The 17,332-nt window shown below is 42.7% G+C and carries 18 protein-coding genes; 9 read left to right on the forward strand and 9 right to left on the reverse strand.

What is annotated here, in order from left to right:
• Positions 1-7 precede the first annotated feature (7 nt).
• The 7 genes from ACSSWA_RS12485 (at position 8) to cysK (ending at position 4,111) form a co-directional block, all read left to right on the forward strand.
• On the forward strand, positions 8-484 hold the full coding sequence (locus ACSSWA_RS12485; protein WP_437356885.1) for a methylglyoxal synthase: 477 nt from the start codon (positions 8-10) through the stop codon (positions 482-484).
• On the forward strand, positions 481-987 hold the full coding sequence (locus ACSSWA_RS12490) for a DinB family protein (RefSeq protein WP_437356886.1): 507 nt from the start codon (positions 481-483) through the stop codon (positions 985-987). The genes ACSSWA_RS12485 and ACSSWA_RS12490 overlap by 4 nt, the downstream gene beginning before the upstream one ends.
• 72 nt (positions 988-1,059) lie before the next feature.
• The gene (locus tag ACSSWA_RS12495; protein ID WP_437356887.1) at positions 1,060-1,392 is read left to right on the forward strand and encodes a DUF2752 domain-containing protein; all 333 of its coding nucleotides are present in this window, start codon (positions 1,060-1,062) and stop codon (positions 1,390-1,392) included.
• Positions 1,371-1,721, forward strand: coding sequence for a TM2 domain-containing protein (locus tag ACSSWA_RS12500; protein WP_437356888.1), 351 nt, complete (start codon positions 1,371-1,373; stop codon positions 1,719-1,721). The genes ACSSWA_RS12495 and ACSSWA_RS12500 overlap by 22 nt, the downstream gene beginning before the upstream one ends.
• A 131-nt stretch (positions 1,722-1,852) precedes the next feature.
• Positions 1,853-2,065 (forward strand): cold-shock protein, encoded by a 213-nt coding sequence (locus tag ACSSWA_RS12505; RefSeq protein WP_014856016.1) that lies wholly within the window; start codon positions 1,853-1,855, stop codon positions 2,063-2,065.
• Between the two features lie 256 nt (positions 2,066-2,321).
• Complete coding sequence (epsC, locus tag ACSSWA_RS12510; RefSeq protein WP_437356889.1) at positions 2,322-3,179, forward strand: serine O-acetyltransferase EpsC; 858 nt, start codon at positions 2,322-2,324, stop codon at positions 3,177-3,179.
• Between the two features lie 20 nt (positions 3,180-3,199).
• Positions 3,200-4,111 carry a cysteine synthase A gene (gene cysK / locus ACSSWA_RS12515; RefSeq protein WP_437356890.1) on the forward strand — a complete coding sequence of 304 codons (912 nt, stop codon included), beginning with the start codon at positions 3,200-3,202 and terminating at the stop codon, positions 4,109-4,111.
• Between the two features lie 57 nt (positions 4,112-4,168).
• Here the strand turns inward: cysK and ACSSWA_RS12520 are convergent, their stop codons facing one another.
• The 5 genes from ACSSWA_RS12520 to ACSSWA_RS12540 all read right to left on the reverse strand — a co-directional run bounded on the left by ACSSWA_RS12520 (position 4,169) and on the right by ACSSWA_RS12540 (position 6,377).
• Positions 4,169-4,768, reverse strand: coding sequence for a peroxiredoxin family protein (locus ACSSWA_RS12520; RefSeq protein ID WP_437356891.1), 600 nt, complete (start codon positions 4,766-4,768; stop codon positions 4,169-4,171).
• A 54-nt stretch (positions 4,769-4,822) separates the two neighbouring features.
• Positions 4,823-5,041, reverse strand: a complete 219-nt coding sequence (locus tag ACSSWA_RS12525) for a DUF1858 domain-containing protein (protein ID WP_437356892.1) — start codon at positions 5,039-5,041, stop codon at positions 4,823-4,825.
• A complete protein-coding gene (locus tag ACSSWA_RS12530) occupies positions 5,010-5,219 on the reverse strand; it encodes a DUF6132 family protein (protein ID WP_437356893.1) in 210 nt (69 codons plus the stop codon). The genes ACSSWA_RS12525 and ACSSWA_RS12530 overlap by 32 nt, the downstream gene beginning before the upstream one ends.
• A 1-nt stretch (position 5,220) precedes the next feature.
• A complete protein-coding gene (pdo, locus tag ACSSWA_RS12535; protein ID WP_437356894.1) occupies positions 5,221-5,877 on the reverse strand; it encodes a protein disulfide oxidoreductase in 657 nt (218 codons plus the stop codon).
• A gap of 68 nt (positions 5,878-5,945) precedes the next feature.
• Positions 5,946-6,377 carry a septal ring lytic transglycosylase RlpA family protein gene (locus ACSSWA_RS12540; RefSeq protein ID WP_437356895.1) on the reverse strand — a complete coding sequence of 144 codons (432 nt, stop codon included), beginning with the start codon at positions 6,375-6,377 and terminating at the stop codon, positions 5,946-5,948.
• Positions 6,378-6,486: 109 nt separating this feature from the next.
• On the opposite strand from ACSSWA_RS12540, the gene carA reads away from it, so the two are divergent.
• Positions 6,487-7,569, forward strand: a complete 1,083-nt coding sequence (carA, locus tag ACSSWA_RS12545; RefSeq protein WP_437356896.1) for a glutamine-hydrolyzing carbamoyl-phosphate synthase small subunit — start codon at positions 6,487-6,489, stop codon at positions 7,567-7,569.
• A gap of 17 nt (positions 7,570-7,586) precedes the next feature.
• A complete protein-coding gene (gene carB / locus ACSSWA_RS12550) occupies positions 7,587-10,766 on the forward strand; it encodes a carbamoyl-phosphate synthase (glutamine-hydrolyzing) large subunit (protein ID WP_437356897.1) in 3,180 nt (1,059 codons plus the stop codon).
• A gap of 56 nt (positions 10,767-10,822) precedes the next feature.
• On the opposite strand, the gene ACSSWA_RS12555 is transcribed toward carB, so the two are convergent.
• From ACSSWA_RS12555 to ACSSWA_RS12570, 4 genes are all read right to left on the reverse strand, one after another.
• Positions 10,823-11,668 carry a hypothetical protein gene (locus tag ACSSWA_RS12555; RefSeq protein WP_437356898.1) on the reverse strand — a complete coding sequence of 282 codons (846 nt, stop codon included), beginning with the start codon at positions 11,666-11,668 and terminating at the stop codon, positions 10,823-10,825.
• A 63-nt stretch (positions 11,669-11,731) separates the two neighbouring features.
• Positions 11,732-12,133 carry a response regulator gene (locus ACSSWA_RS12560; protein WP_437356899.1) on the reverse strand — a complete coding sequence of 134 codons (402 nt, stop codon included), beginning with the start codon at positions 12,131-12,133 and terminating at the stop codon, positions 11,732-11,734.
• A 65-nt stretch (positions 12,134-12,198) separates the two neighbouring features.
• Positions 12,199-15,690 carry a PAS domain S-box protein gene (locus ACSSWA_RS12565; protein ID WP_437356900.1) on the reverse strand — a complete coding sequence of 1,164 codons (3,492 nt, stop codon included), beginning with the start codon at positions 15,688-15,690 and terminating at the stop codon, positions 12,199-12,201.
• Between the two features lie 171 nt (positions 15,691-15,861).
• Positions 15,862-17,331, reverse strand: coding sequence for an alpha-amylase family glycosyl hydrolase (locus tag ACSSWA_RS12570; RefSeq protein ID WP_437356901.1), 1,470 nt, complete (start codon positions 17,329-17,331; stop codon positions 15,862-15,864).
• Between the last annotated feature and the right edge of the window lies 1 nt (position 17,332).

Here is a 17,332-nt window from a genome sequence, read left to right on the forward strand (position 1 = left end):
ATCTCTTATGAAACAGAACAAAATAAAAATTAAAATGCCAGTCAGAAAGAGGATTGCCCTCGTCGCTCACGACAACAAAAAGCGCGACCTTCTGGAATGGACTGCTTTCAACAAGGACAAACTTAAAGATTGCGTTATTTATGCGACCGGAACTACCGGAAAACTTCTCGAAGAAGAAACGGGTATCAAAGTAAAAAGACTTAAAAGCGGACCGCTCGGAGGCGACCAGCAGCTCGGCGCTTTAATTGCCGAAAACGAAATCGACATTCTGATTTTTTTCTGGGATCCTCTCGAACCGCAGCCTCACGACCCCGACGTCAAAGCTCTCTTGAGAATTGCCGTCGTCTGGAATATTCCGATTGCGAACAACAGATCGTCGGCGGATTTTATTTTTTCATCGGCTTTGATGGACGAGCCCTATGAAAGAATTCTACCCGACTATGATTCGTATACGGAAAGAATTATACCAAAAGAGGAACAATGAAACCTTCGCCTAAAGATTATCATCCGTATTACAAGATGTATATCGATCTGATTGATTCGGAAGACATTGTTTCCGTTCTCGAAAATCAAATCGACGAGTTCAATGATTTTGCAGCAGGCTTGACTGCCAATGATTTCAACCGCAGATACAGCGAAGGTAAATGGAGCGTTAAAGAGATAATCGTTCATTTGATCGATACCGAGCGGATATTTGTCTACCGAATGCTTTCGGCAGCGAGGAACGACGGCTCCGATTTGAAAAGTTTCGACCAGGAATTTTACGTCCGCAATTCGGGATGCGGCAAAATAAACCACCTATTGTTAATAGAAGATTTTATCAATATGCGCAAGTCCACAATTTCGTTTATAAAAACATTGACCGAAGAAACGCTCTGCAGGAAAGGAGATATCGGGGGATATCCTTTCAACGTATCGGCGGCAGTCTACATTATTGCGGGGCATTTTATTCATCATATTAATTTCATAAAGGAAAATTATTTTTAACGGTAACTGAAATGCCGGCTTTTAAAACTATCCCGCCTTTCATACGACTAAACCGTTAAAAAGCGATAAAATTTGATTAGACTAATCTTCATATTGAAAAACATCGAGTGGGAAGCTGTTTTCTGGTTATGCGGACTGATTTACCTCGCTTCGATAGATCCTTATGCGCCGCAGCATTATACGCTCTGCCCTTTTAAGAATATTGGCATCGAGAGTTGTCCTGGCTGCGGATTGGGACGCTCGATAGGATTCATTTATCATTTTGATTTCGCCAATTCATTCGAATCCCACTTTCTTGGCGCGGTCGCATTGATATTAATTGCAGCCCGCACAATAAAATTAATTCATAGAACAATTATTAATTTCAAAAAATCGGAGTTGATATGGCTAACGTATACGAACTGATGCCCGAAATTATGGGCGAAGAACAGATTTTTGTGTCCAGTATAATCAAAAATTTCGACGACCAAAAAGCCCAGCAATTTGCAAATGTTTACAGAACCCGCAGGCGCGATCCGCAGACGATCTTACTTCTTACGCTGGTCGGCTTCCTCGGAATCGCAGGCATTCAACGGTTCATTACCGACAGAATGGGACTCGGAATTCTCTATTTGCTGACAGGCGGCATTTGCATGATCGGAACGATAATCGATCTGATCAATTACAAAAAAATTGCGTTCGAATACAATCAAAAACAGGCAATGGAAATTGCCGCTATGATTCGCGCCGCTTGAATTATTTTTGAAATTATCGAATTTATTCTTAAGTTTCGCCCGTAGAGCAGATGCTCTAAATTATGAAAATTTTTTAGACGCGTTCTGCCTACGATTTAGTAGTAAGTAAAATTTTTAAGGAGTTCTTTTTTATGGCAGAACGTGAAAACGGAACCGTTAAGTGGTTCAATGCCACAAAAGGTTACGGTTTTATTGAGCGATCGCAAGGAGGAGATGTATTCGTTCACTTCTCTTCGATTCAGGTTGACGGATACAAAACTCTCGAAAAAGGTCAACAGGTTGAATTTACAGTCGGAGACGGACCGAAAGGACCTCAGGCTCAAGACGTAAAAGTTGTCAAATAATAAAGTTTATTATTTTGCAACAAACGAAAGCGGCTGTATGCCGCTTTTTTTATGCCCGTTCTTGAACTTTTCGAATTATTAACGCATTTTTAAAATCGTAATTCGTATTTATATGAAAACTTTCACATCCATACTGCACTCTTCTTTCTCAATTCAGCTTAATTGCTGTCGCTCCAACAACTGCGCTTGTTGCTGTTGTTAATACATACTTAAATCCCCAAAATTAATTTTAAGAAATTATTAAAGGGCATAAAAAATGGAATCCTTGGAAAGGACTAATTTTACAGATTTTGCAAAAAATATTTTGATGAGACGGCAAACGCACGCATGCACTTCGTCGCTCAAAAACGAATCGATTGCTTTTCTGGAAGGAATTATAGATTTTCTGTTCCCTCATTTTTCTTCCAAAATTTATTATACGGAAGAAGATATTCTTTCAAAGCTTCAATTGATCAAGAGAGATTTTATACAACTGATTAAATTGCTGAACGGAATGGCTCCCGTCAACGCCGAGGAAAAAAGCGGCGAGTTCATTAAAAAGCTGCCCGGAATCAACGAGATGCTGTGGAAAGACGCCGAATTCATTTACAAAGGCGACCCCGCGGCTGAGAGTATCGACGAAGTAATACTCGCATATCCGGGCTTCCGGGCTATTGTAATTTATCGTCTCGCTCATGCTATTTACGAACTGAAAATTCCTATCATTCCGCGCATTCTTACAGAGCACGCCCATCAGGTAACGGGAATCGACATTCACCCCGGAGCTCAAATCGGATGTCCGTTTTTTATCGATCACGGCACCGGCATTGTAATCGGCGAAACAACCGTTATCGGCAAAAACGTCAAACTTTATCAGGGCGTTACGCTGGGCGCCTTGAGCGTCGACAAAAATCTCGCTCAGCAAAAAAGGCATCCCACCATTGAAGACGACGTGGTAATCTATTCGCAGGCGGTTATTTTGGGCGGCAATACTGTGATCGGAAGAAATTCCGTTATCGGAGGAAACTCATGGATTATCAAGAGCATTCCTCCGAATTCCGTTGTTTATAATAAAAGCGAAGTGCGTATCAGGTCTTCCAGACCGTTCGAAGAAACGCTCGATTTTGTAATCTAAAAAAGAAAGGGAAAAATAAAATGAAAGCTTTCAATATACTCCAGACAATCGGCAACACTCCTCATCTCAAATTAAATCGTATTTTCGGCGACAAATACGAAGTTTGGGTAAAGCTCGAAAGGTCTAATCCCGGCGGAAGTATTAAAGACCGTATTGCTCTTGCAATGATAGAAGACGCCGAGAAAAAAGGAATCTTAAAACCCGACAGCATAATTGTCGAACCGACTTCGGGAAACACCGGGATCGGACTTGCAATGGTCGCCGCCGTAAAGGGCTACCGGATTATACTCGTAATGCCGGAATCGATGTCGATTGAACGCCGTAAAATTATGGCTGCATACGGAGCCGAATTCGAACTGACTCCGCGCGAACTCGGTATGAAAGGAGCAATCGAAAAAGCAAAAGAACTTGCCGCTTCGAATCCAAAAGTGTGGATACCTCAGCAATTCGAAAATCAATCGAACGTAGAAATTCACGTTAAAACCACGGCGCAGGAAATATTAAACGACTTTCCCGAAGGTTTCGACTACCTGATTACGGGCGTGGGAACCGGCGGACATATTACCGGCGTTTCGAAAGTTCTTAAAGAAAAATTTCCGAATCTGAAAGTCTTTGCCGTCGAGCCGGAAAATTCGCCTGTTATATCGGGCGGCAAACCGGGACCTCATCCCATTCAGGGTATCGGAGCCGGCTTTATTCCTCAAATTTTCGACACATCTTTGATCGAAGGCGCTATCCGAATTTCTAAAGAAGAAGCCTTCGAATTTGCCCGAAGAGCGGCAAAAGAAGAAGGTCTCTTTGCGGGCATCTCATCGGGCGCTTCGCTTGCGGCAATCAACAAAAAACTGCCAGATATTCCCGAAGGTTCAAGAATCCTTACTTTCAATTACGACACCGGCGAACGGTATCTTTCAATAGACGACTTGTTTTAAAATAAAAAAGGCTGTCTCTCGGCAGGGACAGCCTTTTTTAATTTCGTTAATTAATTTCTACAGACCCAAAATCTTTTTGATGTGATTTTCGTATGCAAGTTTGGGCACGAGTCCTTCGTAGCTGGCTACTATTTTGCCTTCAGGATCGATAACGAATGTCGTCGGAATGGCTCTAATTCCGCCATACTGCATATAAACGCTTTGATTACCGTAAACTACCGGGTAGTTGATTCCCTTTTCTTTCATAAAAGGAACAACCTGATTTTTCGTATCGGTATCGACGGATATGCCCACAATTTCGAGTCCTTTTTTGCCGTATTTATTTTTAAGATCTATTAAATCGGGAATTCCTTTGCGGCACGGAGGGCACCATGTAGCCCAGAAATCCAGAATAACAATTTTTCCGCGCAAGTCGGAAAGTTTCAAAGTCTTGCCGTCGGTTGTAGGCAGCGCAAAATCGGGAGCCTTTACCGAATTCTGCTGAGCCGCAGGAACGTAATTCGGCGGATAGGGTCCTCTTTCGGGTTCGCTGCCGGTATTATTGACTACGAATAAAAGCAGTATCAATCCGACGAAAAATCCTGTATAAATATAACTTCTTTGTTTCTTGGTTAATCCCTGTTTGGTTTCTTTTGCGCCGGGATTTTTCTTTTTCATATTCTTCCTCATTTCTTTTTATGAATAAAATAAAGATAATAAATAACGCTCAATTTATTTATCACTTTTTGATAACATTTCGTTCAGGTCTTCGACAAATGCGTCTATTTGATTTTCGTCAAAGCCTTTTTCGACGGCGGCTTCTTCCAAAGTGCCCCAAATCGGCTCGCCGCATCTCAAGCATCGTATCCCTTTTTCCATCAAGTATGTAACCGATTCGGGCAGCAGATTTACAAGGTCTTCAATCAGAATTTCTTTGTTTATCTTCTTCATTTTTTTTACCGGGGATTAACCAAACCGCGCCTACCAGCGCGCCGTAGAGCGTCGATACATACGGGTTGCCCGATATTGGACAACTACCGTTACAGCCGATAAAATAGTAATACGCATATCCGAGCAATGCGCCGGCGGCTACGGGAAATATTTTCTTTATTGTTTTTTTATTTATCATATTAAACAATAATCGTATTGAGAGCTTCTTTTACCTTTTCAAGCACGGATTGTTCCGGCGCCGCTCCTTCCAGGAAAGCGCTTTCGTTTATAACCGTTCTCGGAACGCCGCGTACATTGTATTTCTGAGACAGATGCGGAAATTCCGTTGCTTCCACCATATCGCTTTTAATATTGTCGTTCAGATAAGCGAATTTGTGAGCCGTAATTACCGCCTGCGGGCAATACGGGCAAGTCGGAGTTACGAATACCTGCATATGCACCGGCTTGTCGATTTTTTTTACTTCCTCTTCGATTTCCTTCGGCAATCCGGTAACGCCCGTGCCGAGCATTTTTATGTCTTCGAGCAGCGAGGCAAATTCATACCCGCTCGGTATTCCGTAATAACGGATTCCGTAATCTTTACCGTTTTCGTCCAAAAGGACCGTAGCCGGAATTTTATCGACTCCGTATTTTTCCGCGTCCGCTTTGTCGTTAACAAAATTTTTGACCTCAAGATGAAGTTTGTCGTTTATATCAGCTAATTCTGTCAATATTCCTTTTGTTTCGCGGCAGTATTGGCATTCGAGTTCCTGCGTAAAAAACACAATCTTAACGTCCTTTGTCAAGACCGAAAGAACTTTCTGCAATTCTTCTTTTAATTGATCGTCTATATACATTTTTTCTCCTATTGAATTTTGCTTGCTGTCGGTATGATGTCCAAAAACGGAAAACGTTTCAGGATTGATTATTTTTTCCCCTTCCCCCATTCGAGCACTTCGACTTTAACTTCAGCCAGTCCGTCTTCAACAAAGCCGAGTTCTCTGGCGGCGCCGAGCGACAGGTCGATTATTCTGTCCGGACGGTAAGGCATCCTGTCGTTAATTTTCAGCACCACGCTTTTATTGTTCGAAAGATTGGTCACTCGCACAAGGGTTCCCATCGGAAAGAAAGGGTGCGCCGCCGAAATCGAATTCATATTGTAAACTTCGCCGCTGTACGTTATTTTATTGTGGAATTCGTCGCTGTAAAAAGATGCGATTCCGGTTTGAACTCTCAGATTTTCATAGTCATTAGCCGACTTTTCCGTTTTCGACGTAAATCTCACGGATGACGTACAAGCCGTAATTATTAAGGTTAAACTTACTATAATCGATATTTTATTTATTTTTCCGGTCATAACGCAATAATAATTTTGAACGAAAATATTTTTTTCATAAATTTGCACAATTTATTTATACATCCAATTGCAGGCTTCCTCCCTAAATAACTTGGAGATACACGAGACTATGAAAGATAGAAAAAATACGCCCAAACGAAAAGCCAAACTTGTATTGAAAAACGGAAAAGTATTCGAAGGATTTCTGTTCGGGAGCAGAAGAAATGCAGCGGGCGAAGTTGTTTTTAACACCGGGATGATGGGCTATCCCGAAACAATGACCGACCCTTCTTACAAAGGTCAGATACTCGTATTCACTTATCCGCTTGTGGGCAATTACGGAGTGCCGCAATTAAACGATTCGGACGATCTGCCTCTCTATTTCGAATCGCAGAAAATTCAGGTAGAAGCAATCGTGGTTTCGGAACATTCCGAAAAACACTCGCACTGGAACGGATATCAAAGTTTGGACGAATGGCTCAAAGCGTACGATATCCCCGGTCTCTACGGCATCGATACGCGCGGGCTGACAAAAATTTTACGCGAGCACGGCACGCTGCTCGGAAAAATTATAACCGACAACAAACCGGTCGATTATTACGATCCCGACACGGACAACTTAATTTCCAAAGTTACCATTTCACAGAAATACGAATACGGCAGCGGTAAAAAGAGAATTCTACTTGTCGACTGCGGCTGTAAAAAAAGCATAATAACAAATCTGCTCGACCGAAACGTCCGCGTATTGAGAGTTCCGTACGATTACGATATTTCGAACGAGGATTTCGACGGCGTTGTTTTGTCAAACGGACCGGGCAATCCGGTTGTGTATAAAAAACTTGTAGAAACCGCCCGCAAATTAATCCAGAAACAGGTGCCCACTCTCGGCATCTGTATGGGTCATCAGATTCTTGCTCTGGCGGCGGGAGCTAAAACATATAAATTAAAATACGGACATCGCAGTCAAAACCAGCCCGTTAAAGTTGTCGGCTCCAATAAATGCTATGTAACTTCGCAGAATCACAGTTTTGCCGTCGACACAAAAACATTGCCCAAAGGCTGGATGCCCTGGTTCGAAAATCTTAACGATTATTCAAACGAAGGAATGATTCACGAAAAACTGCCGTTCAGAAGCGTTCAGTTTCATCCGGAAGCGACCCCGGGTCCGGTCGATACCGAATTCATTTTCGATGAATTTCTAAAAGATGTTTAATTAAAAGAAGAAAGCAGATGAAATACAAAAAAGTATTAATTATCGGAAGTTCGGCGCTTAAAATCGGCGAAGCCGGAGAATTCGATTATTCCGGCTCGCAAGCCATTAAAGCTCTCAAAGAAGAGGGCGTCTATACAATCTTAATTAATCCAAACATCGCCACCATTCAAACTTCGGATTACCTTGCCGATAAGGTCTATCTGCTTCCGATTACGGCTAATTATGTGGAGCGCGTAATAGCTCGTGAAAAACCCGATGGAATTATTCTCGGTTTCGGCGGACAAACCGCATTGAACTGCGGACTCGACCTGTACAAACAAGGAATTCTCGACAAGTATAAAGTAAAAGTTCTCGGCACGCAGATAGAAGCGATTGAAAACACCGAAGACCGTCAGCTCTTCTGCAATAAACTTTCCGAAATCGACGTAAAATTTCCGCAGAGCAAAGCCGTCGGTTCAACCGAAGAAGCGATTGAATATGCAAAGAAAATCGGTTTCCCCGTGATAATTCGAATAGCTTATGCGCTCGGGGGACTCGGTTCGGGAATTTGCCGCAATAAAAAAGAGGTGGAAAAATTAGCTTCAAAAGCGCTTTCTTATACTTCCCAGATTCTCGTGGAAGAATATCTCGAAGGCTGGAAAGAAATCGAATACGAAGTTGTGCGCGACCGTTACGATAATTGTATCACCGTTTGCAATATGGAAAACATCGATCCGATGGGAATTCATACGGGAGAAAGCATTGTCGTAGCTCCCAGCCAAACATTGACGAACGAAGAATATCACCAGTTAAGAAAGATAGCAATTAAAACAATCCGGCACCTCGGCATCGTAGGCGAATGTAACATTCAGTTTGCGCTCGATCCGAATTCGCACGATTATCGCGTCATCGAAGTTAACGCCCGGCTGTCGCGAAGTTCCGCTCTGGCGTCGAAAGCCACGGGCTACCCGCTGGCGTTCGTAGCCGCCAAACTGGCTCTCGGATACGGACTGCACGAACTCCCGAATTCAATCACAAAAGTAACAAAAGCGTTTTTCGAACCCGCTCTCGATTACATTGTTGTTAAAGTTCCACGCTGGGATTTGAAGAAATTCCGATTGGTCAAAAGGAAACTGGGTTCGTCGATGAAGTCCGTCGGCGAAGTTATGGCTATCGGCAGGAAATTCGAAGAGGCGATTCAAAAAGCAATGCGAATGCTCGACATCGGAGTCGAAGGCTTGACTGCCAGCAGAACCAAAATCGAATTCGATAATTTGGAAGAAGCTCTCAGCAATCCGACCGAAGAGCGAATGTTTGCCGTTGTCCAGGCTCTCAAAAGCGGCTATTCCGTCGACTGGGTGCACAATCTTACTCATATAAACAAATGGTTTCTTTATAAAATCCAGAACATCGTCGAAATAGAAAAGAAAATCCGGAGCTCCAACCGCTTAACAAAAGAAGCGCTTTTGGAAGCCAAACAGCACGGATTTTCCGACAGACAAATTGCCAACATACTCGATAAAGACGCGCACGACATTTATAAACTCCGAGTTAAACACGACATTCATCCGTTTATTCAGCATATCGACACATTAGCCGCCGAATATCCGGCTCAAACAAATTATCTTTATCTTACGTACAATTGTTCGAAACACGATTCAACGCTCAAGTTGAAAAACAGTATTATCATACTCGGTTCCGGTCCTTACAGAATCGGCAGTTCTGTCGAATTCGACTGGTGCTGCGTTAATACGAGCAAAACTTTGAGAGAGCAAGGATATAAATCGGTAATTATTAACTGCAATCCTGAAACCGTAAGCACAGACTACGATCAGTCCGACGCTCTCTTTTTCGAGGAACTTACGACGGAGACAATCTGGGAAATTTACAATCAAATAAAAGCGCGGGGAGTAATCGTTTCGATGGGCGGTCAAACGCCGAACAATCTGGCGCTTAAGCTTCATAAAATAGGAGTGCGGATTCTCGGCACTTCGCCGGAGTCGATCGACAACGCGGAAGACCGCAGAAAATTTTCTGCCCTTCTGGACAAACTCGGAATAGAACAACCAGAATGGAGCGCGCTCAAGACAATCGGCGAGGCTCTTCAATTCGCCAACAAAGTCGGATATCCGGTGCTGGTTCGTCCTTCATACGTGTTGAGCGGAGCCGCTATGGCAATTGCCACAGACGACGTGGAGCTTACAAACTTTTTGCAAAAAGCCGTAGACGTGTCGCCCGAACATCCTGTCGTTATTTCGAAATTTCTGGTTAACGCAAAAGAACTCGAATTCGACGCGGTTGCTCAGAACGGCGAGATTGTTTGCTCGGCTATTTCGGAACACGTTGAAAACGCCGGCGTTCACTCGGGAGACGCCACGCTTGTGCTTCCGGCTCAAAGAACGTATCTCGAAACGATGCGTCAGATTAAAAAATTCTCTTCGGATATTGCCCGTTCGCTTAATATCAACGGTCCTTTCAATATCCAATTCCTGGCAAAAGACAATAAAGTAAAAGTGATCGAATGCAATCTTAGAGCTTCGAGGTCGTTCCCGTTTGTTTCGAAAACGCTCAAGAAAAATTTTATCGATATCGCAACGAAAGTTATTGTAGGCAAAAAAGTCGAGAAATCGGACGACTTTTCGTTCAATTACGATTATGTCGGAGTAAAAGCGCCGGAGTTTTCATTTACGCGACTCGAAGGAGCCGATCCGACTACGGGAGTCGAAATGGCTTCGACCGGAGAAGTAGCATGCCTGGGCAAAGATTTCGACGAGGCGTTTCTGAAAGCTTTGACAGCGGTCGGTTTCAGATTTCCGATTAAATCGATACTGGTTTCTTCGGGTACAATCGAATCGAAATCGGAACTTCTCGAGCCATTGAGACAACTCCAGAAAACAGGCGTAAAATATTACGCTACGCCCGGCACGGCAAAATTTATGCACTCGAACGGAATTGCAGTCGACACTGTCGATTGGCCTTTGAACGGTAAAAAATCGAACGCTCTCGATTTAATTAAATCCAAATCGATCGACCTCGTTATCAACATACCTAAAAACTTCCAGGAAGAAGAGCTTACAAACGACTACCTGATTCGCCGTACGGCCGTCGATTATAAAATTCCTCTTATAACGAACCGTCAGCTTGCAATGAGACTGGCAGAAGCGCTTGTAAATAAAAATCCCGACGCTCTCGAAATTAAAAGCTGGAACGAATATTAATAAAACGATGATGCAAAAAGCCTTCTGTTTAAAACCAAACAGAAGGCTTTTTTATTTTAAAACGAAAAGGAAACGCCTAATTTAAACGCAGCGTAGCTTATCGGGGATTCGCTTTCGAAAGGCCAGTTCATTCTGTCTTTTCTCAATTCATAGAACGCATACGATAGTCCGCCCTTCAACAAAAGATGAATCAAAGGAGCGGCGTAAGGCGAAGAATATGCAGCTTCCTCAATAAATTCGTCGAGCAATTTACCCGCCGCGCCTTCGATTGCAATGCTGCCGATGTGTTTCCAGAAGAGATAACGCGGGAAAATCTGATTGTATTCATACGCCGCATTAAGAGCCAGATGGCTGCCGATTCTTAATTTCAAACCCGTTTCGACGTTAGACCCGAAACGGATTCTCCCTTCGAATCGTTTCAACAATTCGATATCTTCGTATATTAAATCCGACGAGACAACGTTTAGTTGCTCCGGTTTGAAATCCGACCAGAGGAAGCCTTCCTGAACGTACGGTTCGATTCCGATTTTTTCGAACCTGTATCCGCAGCCTTCCCTTTTGGCAAAGCCGAATTTCCAGATGTCGGCTTTATAACCCAAGCCCTCGTTTTCAACCAGTTTCGAAGAAACTTTACCGCCCGTTAAAAACTTTTCGCTCACTTCCGTAACATTCAATTCGAAAGTATCCACCCGCGAATAACCGAGCTTAATATCGAGCGCGCCGAAGTCGGCAAAATCTTTCTGAAGTTTTTTGTGCTCAGGTGATGCAAATCCGTAATTTAGTTCGATCATGGGCGAGCCTTTGTGCCATCTGAACCATTTGTGAAAATCCGTATCGGTATGGTAATATTGCCCGAATGAGCATACGAATGGGACAAGCAATAAAAAAATTACTTTTTTCATGATACTCCTCTTTAAAATGTGCCCTTTAGACGCAGCGAAAAACCGAAAAGTTCTTCTGTAAAATTATTCGATTTTAATGCCTGTCTTTTTCTCGAGAGTTTTAACCAAAGTTTCCATCAAAACGCTGTTCTGTATCGGTTTGGTAAGAAATATATCCACGCCGGCGTTGTAAGCGTTGTCTTTGTCCCTTTGAAAAACATGGGCGGAGAGACCTACAATCGGCATATTTTTATATTCTTCGGATTCCCTCAATTCTTTTGTGAGTTGCAGACCGTCTTTTTTCCCTCTAAGCGAAATATCCATCAAAATAATGTCGATCTTTTTTTCTTTCATTTTTTCGTAGAAGGTTTCCGCAGAGTCGCAAACTTCGACTTCGAATTTTCTTTTAAGAAAGAGCTGAAGAAATTTCTGATTTTCGTAATCGTCTTCGACAATCAGAAGCGTGGGTTTTCTGGCTTCGCTCATTTCTCTCCTTCCGTTTATTATGCCTTAAATTTATGAATTTATCCGACCAAAATAAACAATAAATATTATTTAAATGTAAGCGTAAATTTTGTGCCGTGATTTTTCCTGCTTTCCACACTGATATCGATATTATTCAGATCGCAATAATATTTCACAAGAGCCAAACCGAGTCCGCTGCCTTCGTACCGCCTGGTATATCCCGATTCTTCCTGAGTGAAAGGTCTGAAAAGCTGAGGAAGAAAATCCTCGTTCATACCGATTCCCGTATCTTTCACTTCGACAACAAGCCGGTCTTTTTCGTTCCGGCTCAAAACAAGCTCCACTTTACCCGAAGGGGTATATTTGATTGCGTTGTCCACGAGATTCGAAACAATCTGCGACACCGAGTACTCGTCGCATCTGGCTATGTAATTATCCGTATTTACCGTTTCGATCAATGCAAGATTTTTTTCCTTTGCGTAAAAAGAATATTCCTTTAAAATATTATCGATAATTTCTTCTTTAATGTTTATCTCTCTGAAAATCGGCTCGTACGCGTTGGTTTGAATTTCGGCGACGTTCAGAATCAGGTCGATAGTGCGGATAATTCTCCTGCTTGCCTGTTCGACGGCTGAGAACCCTTCCATTACTTCGTCGCTTACGTAATTTTCAATTTCTTCTTTAATGAGATTGTTGAAATTGACGATTACGTTTATCGGAGTTCTGATTTCGTGCGAAATTTGGGCAAGGAAGTTTGTTTTCAAACGGTCAGCTTTTTCGGCTTTTTCTTTGGCAAGGATCAATTCCTTTTCCGCATTTTTATGAATTGTGATATCCTCGACAACGCATTCGTAAAACGAGACTTCGCCTTTTTCGTTTCTGTACGCTCTTGCGCTCTCTTTTACGTTGATCGACGTTCCGTCTTTCTTTTTCCAGATTTCTTCGAAGCGGTAAACGATTCCTTCTTCCAATAATATCCGATAGAACCGTTCGCGCCGATCGATATCCGCGCAGAAGTCCCGTATTGTATGATTTTTCATCACGTCTTCCGCGCTTTCGTAGCCGAGCATCTCAACGAAGGAAGGATTCACCATAATGAGTCTGCCGTCAATTCTCGCGCGGTAAACTCCGACTGTTAAGTTTTCGAAAATCGTCCTGAAACGTTCTTCGCTTTCTTTAAGAGCTACTTCCGCAATCTTTTTATCGGTAATATCGAATGCGGTGCCGATTGCCGCGGTATCTCCCTGATATTCAATTAGAGTGGCGGTAAAACTTATCCACCTAATTTCGCCGTTTCTTCTGAGAACTCTGAATTCATAATGAGACGGCACATTTTCTCCTCTGAGGCGCGCCATCCCTCTCTTGATAATCAATTCACGGTCGTCGGGATGAACAACGTCCCAGAAATTCATTTTGTATAATTCTTCCGAACCGTAGCCCGTAAGAACTTCGGTAGCTCTGTTCGCATAGACAAAATTTGTGTTTTTATAGATGAAGATTGCCGTATTGGTCGATTCGGCGAGTTTCCTGAATTTTTCCTCGCTCTCTTTCAACTGCAATTCGGTTATCCTGCGTTCGGTTATATCTTTTGATATGATTGTAACGGCGTTCACCGTATTGCGAACTTTGTCGAGAACGGGACTAAGAGTGCGAATGAAGTAACGCCCGTCGCGGCTGCTTCTGTATTCGTAAGTAACTGGTTTTCTATTTGCAATTACATAATTAATCCTTTCGGAAAATTCGTCCGTGCCTTCGGGAGTATGGAATTCGGAATAATGTTTGCCAATAACTTCCCCGCGGGCTTTTCCCAATCTCGAAAGATATTTATTGTTCATATAAAGATAATTGCCTTCGGGATCGACGAGATAAATCGAATCCTCGCTCGATTCGAGCAGAGTTCTGTAAAGAGCTTCGTTATCCCGAATGATTTTTTCGGCGGCTAATCTTTCTTTTTCTTTTCTGTAGTAATCGAGCGCGAATGAAATGTCGAGCGTCAATTCGTCGAGGAGTTTAATTTCGTCGGCGTCGAAAAATTCCCACTGATCGGAAACTAAAATTAACGCGCCCCATGTTTTGTCATTTGGAGTAATCGGCAGCAAGGCGCACGCTTTCGCTCCGTTGTCTACGGCTTTCCGTAAATATTTGTCTTTTTTATATTCCTTCGGATTATTGATTATCTTTTTTTCTTTCTTGAGCAAAACGTCTTTCAACAAACCGGAATCGGCTTTATCGAGGTCGATTTTGTCGTAAGGGAAAAGTTCGCCTCTGCCCGCTTTCGATGCTTCTTTGAGTATGTTTCCGTCGCGCTTGCCAAGCCACGCCAATTTAAAATCGCCCTTCGAAACGGCTATCTCCGTAATGGTTTTTATTAACTTCTCCTCGTCGTTAATGCGCACAATCGATTGATTAATATTGCTCAAAACTTCATAAAGTCGGTTGTATTTTCTGATTTTTTCTTCCGACTTTTTCCTTACGGTGATATCCTCGATCGCCAGAAGGATTTTATCCGTTTTATTGCCGTCCCTGTAAATTCTTCTTGCATTGAGGAGCATTGTTTTTTTGCCGATTCCCGGAAAGTTATGTTCGACTACGAAATCGTTAAACGAAGTGTTTTGCGGAAGAATTTTCTTGAGCAGTCTTTTCAGTTCGGGAATATTCCAGGCTTTATTTTCAATATCGAATAAGTTTTTTCCTTCAACATTTTCCGGACTTGCGTTAAACGTCGAATAGAAAGCTTTATTCGCTCTTATTATTCGGAAATTTTTGTCGAGAATTACGAGCGGCTCTCTGATTGTTTCGACTATACCTTCTGACAATTTACTGGCTTCTTCAATTTTCCTTTGAGCTTCTCTTTCTTTGGACTGATCTCTGAAAACGAGAATTACTCCCGTCAAATTACCCTGACTGTTTTTAATCGGGGCGGCGCAGTCGAGTATCGGATATTCATTTCCGTCTTTCGAAACAAGGAGCGTATGATTTGCCAGTCCGACTATTATACCTTCCCGTAAGACTCTTTTAACAGGGTTTTCGACTTTCTTCCGGCTGTATTCGTTAATAATTTTGAAGACAGTATCGAGTTTCCTTCCCCGGGCGTCTTTTTCTTTCCATCCTGTCATCTTTTTGGCGACCGGATTCATAATCGTAATGCGTCCTTTTTCGTCGGTAACGATAACTCCGTCGCCTATGCTGTAGAGCGTTGTTCTTAGTTTTTCTTCGGAAAGGAGTAGTTTATCGAACGCCTGAGATTCCCGGGTAACGTCGCATACTTGAATTAAGAGAAACTTTTTACCGTTAAGTTCGATTTCTTCTTCGGCAAGTTTTACGTCTATTACTTTACCCGTACGGGTTTTGTGTTTGGCGGGAGTTTTTTTATCCGGCAGTAAATCGTCGAATTTCAACTGCTGAATTTTTTTCAAGGAATAGCCGTAGATACGCGCGGCGGCTTTGTTTGCCGCTATTATTCTGCGGGGTCTTTTTTTGCACAGGAGAGCGGGAACAGGTAAATTATTTAAGAGAGATATGAGCGTTTCGAATTTACCTTTTTCTGAAATTAAATTCTCCCTCGGTTTGCTTCCCATCTCCCCACCTTTTTAGAAATTTCTAACGTACCGATTATTACAGCACCCTGCAGAGTATGATAAGCAACATGACAAAAGTAACAAATTATTTTTATAATCAAAATTATAAAGTGTGCGCTAATTTCAATTAAAAATCGAATGGTTTAAATGATAAATGAATTAACGCCGCGGTTATTCCCACATAAAAATATGAGACGCATACGGTTTGAGCTCGATGTACAAACCATGCATAATAATTTCTTCGGAACTTCGTCTGTAAACTTTATCGTTCAGCAAATCGTTGAGAAAAATTTCATCGTCGTAATCCCGCAAATCGAGCTTAATTCTGCAGGCAGACGTTTTATCCGAAAAATTAATAACCACCAGGCAATTTTTGTGTTGATAAGTCCATTCCCAGGCGAGCATATTCAAATAAGTTGAATTACCTTCCCATGCGGGATCGGGTTCCAGCAAAGTCCAATTCCCTTTCTTGAGTATGTCCGAAGACGCAATGCTTAGCAGCTTGTCGTAGAAATTTTTTATTTCATTGTTTACGGGTTCGACCGGTTCTCTGCCGAGCTGCACCGGAAGTTTAATTTTTTTGCCTTCGAATTGCCCGTCGAAATAAAAACGCATTCCCTGGATAGTGCTGATGATTACGGCAGCTGCCAGCGCCTTTTCCTTGCCCAGAAGCGTAACCGACCTTTCTTCGTCGTGATTTTCGATAAACCTGACGGATTTTTTTTGATACGATTCCTCAGCCATCAGGTGATCGTGAATATCCTTCACATAACCCGCAATAATTCTGTCGGTCAGTTTTTTGTCGTACGTAAAATCGAAGCCTTGCCGCTGCAATTTCCATTCGAGATCCCAATACGCTTCGGCGATAAATATAAAATCGTTCCTTACGGAGCGCACCGCTCCAATAATTTCTTCCCAGAATTCGACATCCGACTCTTCTTCCGATTTATTATAGACGCCTGCCCAGGTATTTTTGAAAACGTTATTCATAGCCAGCATAGCCATATCGCATCGAACGCCGTCGCAGAGCCGGGTCATATTGCCGAGAATATCGATATAATAATTGCGGGCTTTACGACCCGGCAGATTCACCTGAATTGTATCCTGCCACGCCGGGAAAAACGGGTCTCTGCCGTGGGCGTAATATTCTTCCCGGTTATCGAATGGTTTGAAAAAAGTATGCGGGTCTTTAAGGTAATTCGATTCGTCCGCTTTCAAAAAGATGTCGGGAATTTCGCGGAGCAGGCTCGTATCGGCTCCGAAATGATTCGGCACAAAATCGAGAATTAATTTAATCCCGATATCATTGAGTTCGTTTTTCAAATTCAGCAGCGATTCCTCGGATCCGAGCCGGGGATTAATTTCGTATTTGTCGATTGCAAAAGGCGACCCGATAACGTCGCGCCTGCGCCAGTCGCCCAGCGCTTTGTCGTAGCTTTTTATCAGATAATCTTCAAAACAATATTTGTCGACGCTTTCCTCGCATGTTTTCCAGATACCCATCAACCAGACGTAATCGATTCCTTTGGATCGGAGTTCCAGCCAGTACTCGCGCGGTATCTTTTCGAGCGTTGCGTCTTCTCCGAATCTTTTCAGAAATGTTCGAATGTTAATTTCGTAAAGGGAAGGATTGTAATTCATT

The organism is Melioribacter sp. Ez-97 (assembly GCF_051488665.1).
Lineage (GTDB): Bacteria > Bacteroidota > Ignavibacteria > Ignavibacteriales > Melioribacteraceae > Melioribacter.

What these genes read in the sequence shown, in the direction of transcription:
- ACSSWA_RS12485 (WP_437356885.1), top strand. Translation starts at nt 8, where the DNA reads ATGAAACAGAACAAAATAAAAATTAAAATGCCAGTCAGAAAGAGGATT.
- ACSSWA_RS12490 (WP_437356886.1), top strand. Translation starts at nt 481, where the DNA reads ATGAAACCTTCGCCTAAAGATTATCATCCGTATTACAAGATGTATATC.
- ACSSWA_RS12500 (WP_437356888.1), top strand. Translation starts at nt 1,371, where the DNA reads ATGGCTAACGTATACGAACTGATGCCCGAAATTATGGGCGAAGAACAG.
- ACSSWA_RS12505 (WP_014856016.1), top strand. Translation starts at nt 1,853, where the DNA reads ATGGCAGAACGTGAAAACGGAACCGTTAAGTGGTTCAATGCCACAAAA.
- epsC (WP_437356889.1), top strand. Translation starts at nt 2,322, where the DNA reads ATGGAATCCTTGGAAAGGACTAATTTTACAGATTTTGCAAAAAATATT.
- cysK (WP_437356890.1), top strand. Translation starts at nt 3,200, where the DNA reads ATGAAAGCTTTCAATATACTCCAGACAATCGGCAACACTCCTCATCTC.
- ACSSWA_RS12520 (WP_437356891.1), bottom strand. Translation starts at nt 4,768, where the DNA reads ATGAAAAAGAAAAATCCCGGCGCAAAAGAAACCAAACAGGGATTAACC.
- ACSSWA_RS12525 (WP_437356892.1), bottom strand. Translation starts at nt 5,041, where the DNA reads ATGAAGAAGATAAACAAAGAAATTCTGATTGAAGACCTTGTAAATCTG.
- ACSSWA_RS12530 (WP_437356893.1), bottom strand. Translation starts at nt 5,219, where the DNA reads ATGATAAATAAAAAAACAATAAAGAAAATATTTCCCGTAGCCGCCGGC.
- pdo (WP_437356894.1), bottom strand. Translation starts at nt 5,877, where the DNA reads ATGTATATAGACGATCAATTAAAAGAAGAATTGCAGAAAGTTCTTTCG.
- ACSSWA_RS12540 (WP_437356895.1), bottom strand. Translation starts at nt 6,377, where the DNA reads ATGACCGGAAAAATAAATAAAATATCGATTATAGTAAGTTTAACCTTA.
- carA (WP_437356896.1), top strand. Translation starts at nt 6,487, where the DNA reads ATGAAAGATAGAAAAAATACGCCCAAACGAAAAGCCAAACTTGTATTG.
- carB (WP_437356897.1), top strand. Translation starts at nt 7,587, where the DNA reads ATGAAATACAAAAAAGTATTAATTATCGGAAGTTCGGCGCTTAAAATC.
- ACSSWA_RS12555 (WP_437356898.1), bottom strand. Translation starts at nt 11,668, where the DNA reads ATGAAAAAAGTAATTTTTTTATTGCTTGTCCCATTCGTATGCTCATTC.
- ACSSWA_RS12560 (WP_437356899.1), bottom strand. Translation starts at nt 12,133, where the DNA reads ATGAGCGAAGCCAGAAAACCCACGCTTCTGATTGTCGAAGACGATTAC.
- ACSSWA_RS12565 (WP_437356900.1), bottom strand. Translation starts at nt 15,690, where the DNA reads ATGGGAAGCAAACCGAGGGAGAATTTAATTTCAGAAAAAGGTAAATTC.
- ACSSWA_RS12570 (WP_437356901.1), bottom strand. Translation starts at nt 17,331, where the DNA reads ATGAATTACAATCCTTCCCTTTACGAAATTAACATTCGAACATTTCTG.